The sequence below is a fragment of the Vibrio sp. V03_P4A6T147 genome, from assembly GCF_002241085.1.
GTDB classification, from domain to species: Bacteria; Pseudomonadota; Gammaproteobacteria; order Enterobacterales; family Vibrionaceae; genus Vibrio; species Vibrio anguillarum.
On record NZ_NDIO01000034.1, the window covers coordinates 1 to 8,441 of the forward strand.

The window sequence follows — 8,441 nt, forward strand, 5'->3', positions numbered from 1 at the left end:
CTCACCCTCTGTGTGCTGATTGTGCGATTCTGCACAGCAATCAATTCGGGTATTGATGATTATGCAAACTATGCCTTTTATGTGACATTTTTATTTCAAGTAGGCAAGTTGAGTATAGTTGTTTTATTTTCAGTCGTTTATTGCGAGTTGTAATATACTTGTCACGAAAATTACATATTATACGCAGACAGGAAAAAGGGTAGAGAGAGCAATGGCACCAAGTGAATTTTCATTGAAGGAACGTGACAGAAAACGGTTGATAAAAGACCGTTTGGTTCGCCTTGCTGTGAGTTTTGGTGGCGTGAGTGTACTTGGCGCTTTAGTGCTGATTTTTGTCTATCTTGCGATGGTTGTTTTCCCTCTTTTTGGTAGCGCAAAAATTGAAAGGAACGTGGCGCAAGTGAGTATAACCACTTCCAATCCTCAATTTTTGGCCATAGATGAATACGGCGAGAATGCCTTTGTTGTTGACCTTGATGGCAGCATGAACTTTTGGCCCTTGGACGGCAAAACGGAACACGCATTGTGGTCGGATAGTCTCCCTATTCGCGTTGATCTTTTTAGCCAAGCTCCCCCGCTGAATGGGTGGTTTGCCGCTAGCAATGCGGCGGGAGAGGTCTTTATTGCTCGCCCTAAATTCAGTTATCTGCATAGCGTGGAAGGTCGCCAGTTTTCTCCTTATCTTGAGCGCGTCAGTTTACCCTCTACATTTCGGCTGACTCATAAAACGCAAACGTTACGCCAGTTTGCCTTCGCCGTTACTGATGAGGCACTTTTCTTCGCTTCTTATCTCGATAATGATGAGGTGATAGTACAAACCTTAACGAGTGATAACGTTGAACCAATTCAGCGCTTTGTGTTTCAAGGCTCATTTCCTTCTTTGGACCAATTGCTTTTTACGCCAGATGGTAAAACGCTTTATCTTCGCTCAGGGTCCGAATTGGTTGTTGCCGTTAAGAGTCGTCAAGGTTATTTCGTGCGAGAAGTGGTTGATTTAAGCCAAGGTAATTCCGATCGAGCCGTGACACAAATCAACTTATTGTCCGGTGCTTATTCGCTACTGGTGACTCACCGTAACGGCTTAGTGTCACAATGGTTTGATGTGCTGCAAAATGAAGAACGTCAACTGACTCAGATTCGTAAGTTTAAATTAGCGCCGCAGGTGACGCTGTTACTGCCGGATACTTATCGCAAAGGTTTTTACAGTTTCTACCCTAATGGCACAATCCAAAGTCATTATACGACCAGTGAAAAACTGGTGTTGTTTGAGAGGATGTACAACAAAGCCCCTCAATTGGCCGCCATGTCCAATAATGAGCTTTATCTCGCTACGTTAAGCGAGCAGAAGATCAGCGTGGCAAAAGTGGATAATGATTATCCTGAAATATCACTCTCATCATTGTGGCAAAAAGTGTGGTACGAAAGTTATCCAGAGCCTCAATATGTGTGGCAATCGACGTCAGCGAACGATGAATTTGAGCCTAAGTTTAGCCTAGTACCGATAGCCTTTGGCACTCTTAAGGCCGCAGCATACGCAATGTTATTTGCGATACCGATTGCGGTGTTTGGCGCGATTTACACGGCTTATTTTATGTCACCGAGAATGCGCCGAGTGGTGAAGCCGTCGATTGAATTGATGGAAGCGTTACCAACCGTCATTATTGGTTTTTTAGCGGGGTTGTGGTTTGCGCCATTAATTGAAAGCCATCTCGCGGCGGTCGGAGCGCTGCTGCTATTTTTACCCATTGTGATGTTACTCGTTGGGCTAGGTTGGCACCTATTACCGAGAGCATGGGTGCGAAATTTTTCAAATGGGTGGCACGCATTGATACTAATCCCCGTATTAGTCGTTAGTGCAGTGGTTATCTTTTCGTATAGCAGCCAAATTGAAGTTTGGCTATTTGATGGCGATATTCAGATTTATCTCGCGCAAAACGGCATCGATTTTGATCAGCGTAATGCGCTGGTGGTTGGTTTTGCGATGGGCTTTGCCGTCATTCCAACCATTTTCACTATTGCGGAAGATGCGATCTTTTCCGTACCTAAACATCTTTCTGATGGGTCATTAGCATTAGGTGCAACACCTTGGCAGACATTGACCAAAGTCGTGTTGTTAACGGCAAGTCCTGGCATATTCTCGGCGATCATGATGGGTTTGGGGCGAGCCGTCGGAGAAACAATGATCGTTCTTATGGCGACGGGTAATACACCCATTTTAGATTGGAATATTTTAGAAGGGATGCGCACCTTATCGGCAACGATTGCGGTTGAGCTACCAGAGTCGGAAGTGGGGAACTCCCATTACCGGTTGCTTTTTTTAGCGGCACTATTGCTACTCATGTTCACCTTTTGTGTGAACTCGATTGCTGAATGGGTCAGACAAAGGTTGCGTGCCAAATATCGCGCTTTGTAATCAAGGTGCTTTGTAATCAATTGGGAAAAATCATCACAAATGTTTAAGTGGTTTCAATCAGGTTCACCTTGGATATGGTTAACAGGCGGTGCTGTCAGCATCAGCCTGATTTCGGTATTGGGCTTGCTCCTGTTTATTGGTTGGAAAGGATTAACCTATTTTTGGCCGACGCCACTTTATCAATGGCAAACTCAAGAGGGACAAGCACTGGTTGGCCAGCTCTACTCTGAGGAAAATGTGCCATTAACACACTTAAGAGCATTAGACATTACGTGGCCCAAAGCCATACTGGATGCTGGGGAAGTGAAGCGGCTCAGTATCAAAGTCGCTAACCGAGAGCGAAATCATGCGGACTTTGTTTCGATACTGGATGTTAAACTGTCGGATAAACAAATGCCTAGCGGGTGGGCGGTAATAGAACGTAAGAGTAACGGACAGTTTTATGGCAAGCCGATTGCTTATGTGCAAACCGATGGAAGCGAGAGTTCGGATGTTCAGACCATGCTCGCTGCAGGGATGCAGGATGTCGCGTTATTGAGAGAGCAAATTGACGATGTTATTGACCAAGAGATCCGAGTCATTGGCTTTGCCGCGGAAAAATTACGTTTAGAGAAGCGTCGTAAAGAACTCAATGGAAAGCTAGAACGAACCTATTTAGAGCACTATTTTCATAAAAAGCAGGATTTGGATAGCCAATTAGCTATTGCCGAACAAAAGTTAGATGCGCTGCGCCAGCAAATGAATGGGCCGTCGTTGATTGTTGAAGAGATGAGTGGGCAACGAGTGGCGATTCCACTTAGCCAAATTCTCGATATTTGGTATCCCAATGATATGACTTTGGGGCAAAAATTGGTCCAGTGGGGAAAGCAGGTGTGGCTCTTCCTATCAGAAGATCCCCGAGAATCGAACTCTGAAGGCGGTGTATTTCCAGCCATCTTTGGTACAGTGCTGTTGGTGTTGTTGATGTCGATTATTGTCATGCCACTTGGTGTTGTGGCGGCTATTTATCTGCACGAATACGCAAAAGAGAATCTGTTTACTCGTATCATTCGTGTTGCGGTTATCAACCTTGCTGGTGTGCCATCGATTGTTTATGGGGTGTTTGGTCTTGGTTTTTTTGTTTACACCATAGGCTCATCGATTGATACGCTACTCTATAGCGAAAGGTTACCAGCCCCCACTTTTGGTACACCTGGCTTACTGTGGTCGGCGCTCACATTAGCCGTGTTAACTCTACCCGTAGTGATTGTAACGACGGAAGAAGGGTTAACACGGATTCCCAGCGCAGTACGCCATGGCTCGTTAGCATTGGGCGCTACCCATTTTGAGACGATTTGGCGCATAGTATTGCCGATGGCAAGCCCTGCGATTATTACTGGGCTTATTCTCGCCATTGCGCGAGCCGCGGGTGAGGTTGCCCCTTTGATGCTGGTGGGTGTGGTCAAACTGGCGTCAAGTTTGCCTGTGGATGGCGAGTTTCCCTTTGTACATCTTGAGCGAAAATTCATGCACTTAGGTTTTCATATTTACGATGTTGGTTTCCAAACGACCAACATCGAAGCGGCTAGGCCACTGGTGTACGCCACTTCATTTTTATTGGTGACAGTGATTGTGGCACTGAATTTAACGGCCATCAGTATCCGCAATAACTTGCGTGAGAAATATCGAACGTTAGGGCAAGATTAATTATGTTTTCCATCAATCAAACTTTGGGTTATCACGCCCCGTTAGATGTCAATAATCTGAGCGATCAACAAACGGCGATTGCGATTGAAGATCTGAATCTGTTCTATAAACAGACTTGTGCGCTGAGCCATATTTCAATGCGAATTCCCAAAGGACAAGTAACGGCGTTTATCGGCCCTTCCGGTTGTGGTAAGTCAACCTTACTACGCTGTATTAACCGGATGAACGATCTGGTCGAAGGGTGTCGAGTTGAAGGTGAAGTCAAACTGCATGGTAGAAACGTCTATCACCCAGATGTGGATGTCGCCACGTTGCGCCGCCGAGTGGGGATGGTATTCCAACGACCTAACCCATTTCCGAAATCCATTTATGAAAACGTGGTGTATGGACTTCGTCTACAGGGAATTAAAAATAGCCGTACCTTAGATGACTCCGTTGAGCGAGCTTTAAGAGCCGCTGCGTTATGGGATGAAGTGAAGCATCGCCTACATGAAAATGCATTTGGCCTTTCGGGTGGGCAGCAGCAACGCTTAGTGATCGCCAGAGCGATTGCTATTGAGCCAGAGGTGCTGTTGCTTGATGAGCCAACGTCTGCTTTGGATCCTATTTCTACTTTGACCATCGAAGAGTTGATTAACGATCTCAAAACCAAATACACAGTGGTGATTGTGACGCATAACATGCAACAAGCGGCAAGAGTGAGCGATCATACGGCTTTTATCCATATGGGAAAATTGATTGAGTATGCGGATACTGACTCTATTTTCACCTCCCCATTGAAAAAACAGACGGAAGACTATATTACTGGTCGATATGGTTAACACTTTCGTCAATAGCGATATTCAAAAGGAACGATGATGCATCTAGGTCGCCACATTTCAGGGCAGTTCAATGTTGAACTTGAATCGATTCGCACTCATGTATTGACGATGGGCGGGCTGGTGGAGCAACAACTCTCATTTGCGATGCAAGCATTGCATAAAGATGATGCCGATCTGGCCAGAAAAGTCGTTCGGGATGATCACAAAGTGAATGCGATGGAAGTCTCTATTGATGAGGCTTGCACGCGTATTATCGCTAAGCGACAACCGACAGCCAAGGATCTGCGCTTGATCATGGCGATCATCAAAACCATTACCGACCTTGAACGAATTGGTGATGTTGCCACCAAAATTGCCTACGTCACTATCGAAAGCCCTTCACCTAAAGAGAGCAAATTTCGAGTTTCTCTTGAACCTTTATGCCGACAAGCCATTGCAATGTTGCACCAAGTGTTAGACGCTTTTGCGCGGATGGATCTTGAATCGGCTGCTGAAGTGTACCGCTTGGATGACAAGCTGGATGCCGAATACGAAGCCGTGATCCGCCAACTGATGACCTATATGATGGAAGACCCTAAAAATATCCCACATATATTACAAGTCATGTGGTCTGCACGAGCCATCGAACGCGTGGGCGATCGCTGCCAGAATATCTGCGAATACATCATCTATTTTGTCAAAGGTAAGGATGTGCGCCACTTAGGTAAACAATCGATTGATGACATCCTCAAATAGCCTTTTGGGTAAAGTAAGGTGAAGGAAAGTTATTCACCTTACATCAAGACATAATGGTCGCCGAAGTTAAGAAAGCTGGCGTAATACCTCTTGGATTTTAGCCGGATCGGTAATTGGGATGAGGGTGTCATCGACAGACTCTTGGCCCATTTTCACCGCATTGGCGATCATATCCATGCTACTTGCACGCGTGGTTTTGCCGGACAAATGCACTTCAGTGATGCCCGTTTCACGGATAATGTCAGTCACGTTTGATGCGTTTAAGCCAGCCCCAGCCATAATAGAGAATCGGCCATTCGCCAGTTTCACCATGTGTGCAATTACGGCTCGTCCTGCATAGGCATCTGGCGCTAACCCTGAAGTAAGTACACGCTCACACCCTAATTTTGCAATGTCTTCAATCGCTTGTTCATAGCTGTGGTATTGATCAATCGCACGGTGGAAAGTGGTACCCAACCCTTGCGCGGCTTGCATCATCAGTAAGCTTGCTTCAAGGTTGATGGTGCGATTCGGATTCAAAATACCAAAGACGATGCCGTCTAGTCCCGCCTGTTTTGCCATCTCGATATCGATCAACATCGAATCGAGATCATCCTGATCATAAAGAAAGTCGCCTTGACGCGGACGAATCATCGCGTAAACAGGAACGCTCGAAATTTGCGCGGCCTTTTTCATTAAACCAAAGCTGGGCGTCAGTCCACCCAATGCCAGAGACGAACACAATTCAATGCGAGTAGCCCCGCCTTTAATGGCGTTGTGTAGCGATTCAATATTATCAATACACACTTCAACTTGAATATTCATAGCAAAATCCTGCTGGAAAAATTTGGTTAATGTTAGCAAGTTAGAGTAGTGACGTCAGTGTGATTGGGGTGAGAAATAGGGGTAAAGTTTACCAACCAATGCTGCCTCATTTTCGCTAAATGAACGACAACGAAAAAGCCCAAAGCGTTAGCTTTGGGCTTGGATAAGGACTTTACTTCTTAACTGATTGGCGATGCGTTTTACGCTTTATTATATGTCCAACCATTGACCCGAGTTGAGCGCGGGCTAAGGAGAATTATTTCTTGCCTAGGTCGTCTGAGTGCTCAGCTAGGAATGCTGCAACACCTTTTGGAGATGCATCCATACCGGCTTTGCCTTCTTCCCACTGTGCTGGGCACACTTCACCGTTCTTTTGGTGGAAGTTAAGCGCATCAACCATACGTAGCATTTCGTCGATGTTACGGCCTAGTGGTAGGTCGTTCACAACTTGGTGACGTACAAGACCATCTTCGTCGATGAGGAAAGAACCACGGAAAGCAACGCCTGCTTCTGGGTGCTCAACATCGTACGCTTTACAGATTTCGTGCTTCACGTCAGCGATTAGCGGGTATTTTACTTGGCCAATGCCACCGTTTTCGATAGCGGTATTACGCCATGCGTTGTGAGAGAATTGAGAATCGATAGATACACCGATTACTTCAACGCCTTTCGCTTGGAAATCTTCGAAGCGTTTGTCAAAAGCGATAAGCTCTGATGGGCAAACGAAAGTGAAGTCTAGTGGGTAGAAGAAAACAACCGCTTTCTTACCTTTAGTAAATTCTGCGAAGTTGAAGCTATCAACGATTTCACCGTTACCAAGAACAGCTGCTGCAGTAAAATCAGGGGCTTTACGACCAACTAGTACCATTTTTTTGCTCCTAAGAATAAGGTTTAGTTCCAAACCAGTGATGAGCACTGGTCCAGTCCGTTTTTGAACGAGACAAACTATAGTACAGATTGTAGGATAGTAAAAAGCGAAATAAATAGATTAGTCTCATCGAAAAAAGCGATGAGCTCTAATGACGGAATCAGAAACGGCACTCAAATAAGATAGTAGTAGAACGATGAATAAATGGCCCAGTTTGAAGCAGTTGCACTATTTAGTAACACTCTACGAAACACGGCACTTTAGTGATGCCGCTGAACGTTGTTTTGTTAGTCAATCTACCCTAAGTAAAGGGATCCAAAATTTAGAGGAATTAATAGGTTGCCCGCTTTATGAAAAGGATAAGAAAGCTCCGTTAGTGTTTACTCAAGCGGGAGAGCTGGTTGTTAGCCAAGGAAGAGAGTTACTTGCCAAAGGACAAGATTTAGTGGAACTCGGCAAGGTTTGCCAAGGCGATGAGATGCAAGGTCAGCTTAAGCTGGGTTGTATTCCAACCATTGCTCCATTTTTACTGTGTGATTTAGTGCAAGAAGTGAATGTCAGCTTTCCGAAGTTGAACTTATTATTACGAGAAGATACGACGACGAACCTTTTGGCTGCACTGCGTCATGGAGAGCTTGATGTGTTGATTTTGGCTTTGCCTGTCGATATCGGCAAAATGGAGAGTCGAGTCGTGGGGATTGATCCATTCAAAATGGTGATCAGCCGTCATCAAATGGATAGCATCCGTGTGCCAATCAAGTATGCTGACCTGCCTGATGAATCGGTGTTTTTGCTCGAAAATGTGCACTGTTTAACGGATCATGCTGTGTCGGCTTGCAAGTTAACCGCCAAAGAGAAAATTAATCCATTTACCGCAACCAGTTTACATACCTTAGTGCAGATGGTCGCCAATGGTTTAGGGACGACGTTCATTCCACAAATGGCAATCAATCATGGCTTAGTTGAAAACCAAAATTTAGTGGTCATCGAGCCTCCTGGCCAGCAAGCGTATCGAGAGATTGGTTTAGTCTGGCGGCCAAGTTCATCGCGAACTCACACTTTTAAGCAGTTAGCGGATGTGGTTTCTGGTTTACTTTAGCGATTAGTCTTACTC

The 8,441-nt window shown here is 45.3% G+C and carries 7 protein-coding genes; 5 read left to right on the forward strand and 2 right to left on the reverse strand.

The window, feature by feature from the left end; translation table 11 throughout:
- Window positions 1-211: 211 nt before the first annotated feature.
- From B9J84_RS01245 to phoU, 4 genes are read left to right on the forward strand one after another with little or no spacing between them, the layout of a single operon-like run.
- Entirely contained in the window at window positions 212-2,413 is a 2,202-nt protein-coding gene (locus B9J84_RS01245; RefSeq protein ID WP_047689050.1) for an ABC transporter permease subunit, read from the forward strand.
- A 39-nt stretch (window positions 2,414-2,452) separates the two neighbouring features.
- On the forward strand, window positions 2,453-4,099 hold the full coding sequence (gene pstA, locus B9J84_RS01250) for a phosphate ABC transporter permease PstA (RefSeq protein ID WP_017049412.1): 1,647 nt from the start codon (window positions 2,453-2,455) through the stop codon (window positions 4,097-4,099).
- A 2-nt stretch (window positions 4,100-4,101) separates the two neighbouring features.
- Window positions 4,102-4,920: a phosphate ABC transporter ATP-binding protein PstB gene (gene pstB, locus B9J84_RS01255; RefSeq protein ID WP_010320428.1), complete on the forward strand. Its 819-nt coding sequence runs from the start codon at window positions 4,102-4,104 to the stop codon at window positions 4,918-4,920.
- A gap of 36 nt (window positions 4,921-4,956) precedes the next feature.
- Window positions 4,957-5,655, forward strand: coding sequence for a phosphate signaling complex protein PhoU (gene phoU, locus B9J84_RS01260; protein ID WP_010320427.1), 699 nt, complete (start codon window positions 4,957-4,959; stop codon window positions 5,653-5,655).
- Between the two features lie 66 nt (window positions 5,656-5,721).
- Here phoU and B9J84_RS01265 read toward each other — a convergent pair whose 3' ends face one another.
- A complete protein-coding gene (locus tag B9J84_RS01265) occupies window positions 5,722-6,459 on the reverse strand; it encodes a copper homeostasis protein CutC (RefSeq protein WP_094123346.1) in 738 nt (245 codons plus the stop codon).
- Window positions 6,460-6,715: 256 nt separating this feature from the next.
- Window positions 6,716-7,327, reverse strand: a complete 612-nt coding sequence (locus tag B9J84_RS01270) for a peroxiredoxin C (protein WP_010320425.1) — start codon at window positions 7,325-7,327, stop codon at window positions 6,716-6,718.
- 196 nt (window positions 7,328-7,523) lie between these two features.
- On the opposite strand from B9J84_RS01270, the gene B9J84_RS01275 reads away from it, so the two are divergent.
- Window positions 7,524-8,426 (forward strand): hydrogen peroxide-inducible genes activator, encoded by a 903-nt coding sequence (locus B9J84_RS01275; RefSeq protein ID WP_094123347.1) that lies wholly within the window; start codon window positions 7,524-7,526, stop codon window positions 8,424-8,426.
- Window positions 8,427-8,441: the final 15 nt, after the last annotated feature.

Coding starts and splice junctions, on each gene's coding strand:
- pstA (WP_017049412.1), top strand. CDS start 2,453: ATGTTTAAGTGGTTTCAATCAGGTTCACCTTGGATATGGTTAACAGGC.
- B9J84_RS01245 (WP_047689050.1), top strand. CDS start 212: ATGGCACCAAGTGAATTTTCATTGAAGGAACGTGACAGAAAACGGTTG.
- B9J84_RS01265 (WP_094123346.1), bottom strand. CDS start 6,459: ATGAATATTCAAGTTGAAGTGTGTATTGATAATATTGAATCGCTACAC.
- pstB (WP_010320428.1), top strand. CDS start 4,102: ATGTTTTCCATCAATCAAACTTTGGGTTATCACGCCCCGTTAGATGTC.
- phoU (WP_010320427.1), top strand. CDS start 4,957: ATGCATCTAGGTCGCCACATTTCAGGGCAGTTCAATGTTGAACTTGAA.
- B9J84_RS01275 (WP_094123347.1), top strand. CDS start 7,524: ATGAATAAATGGCCCAGTTTGAAGCAGTTGCACTATTTAGTAACACTC.
- B9J84_RS01270 (WP_010320425.1), bottom strand. CDS start 7,327: ATGGTACTAGTTGGTCGTAAAGCCCCTGATTTTACTGCAGCAGCTGTT.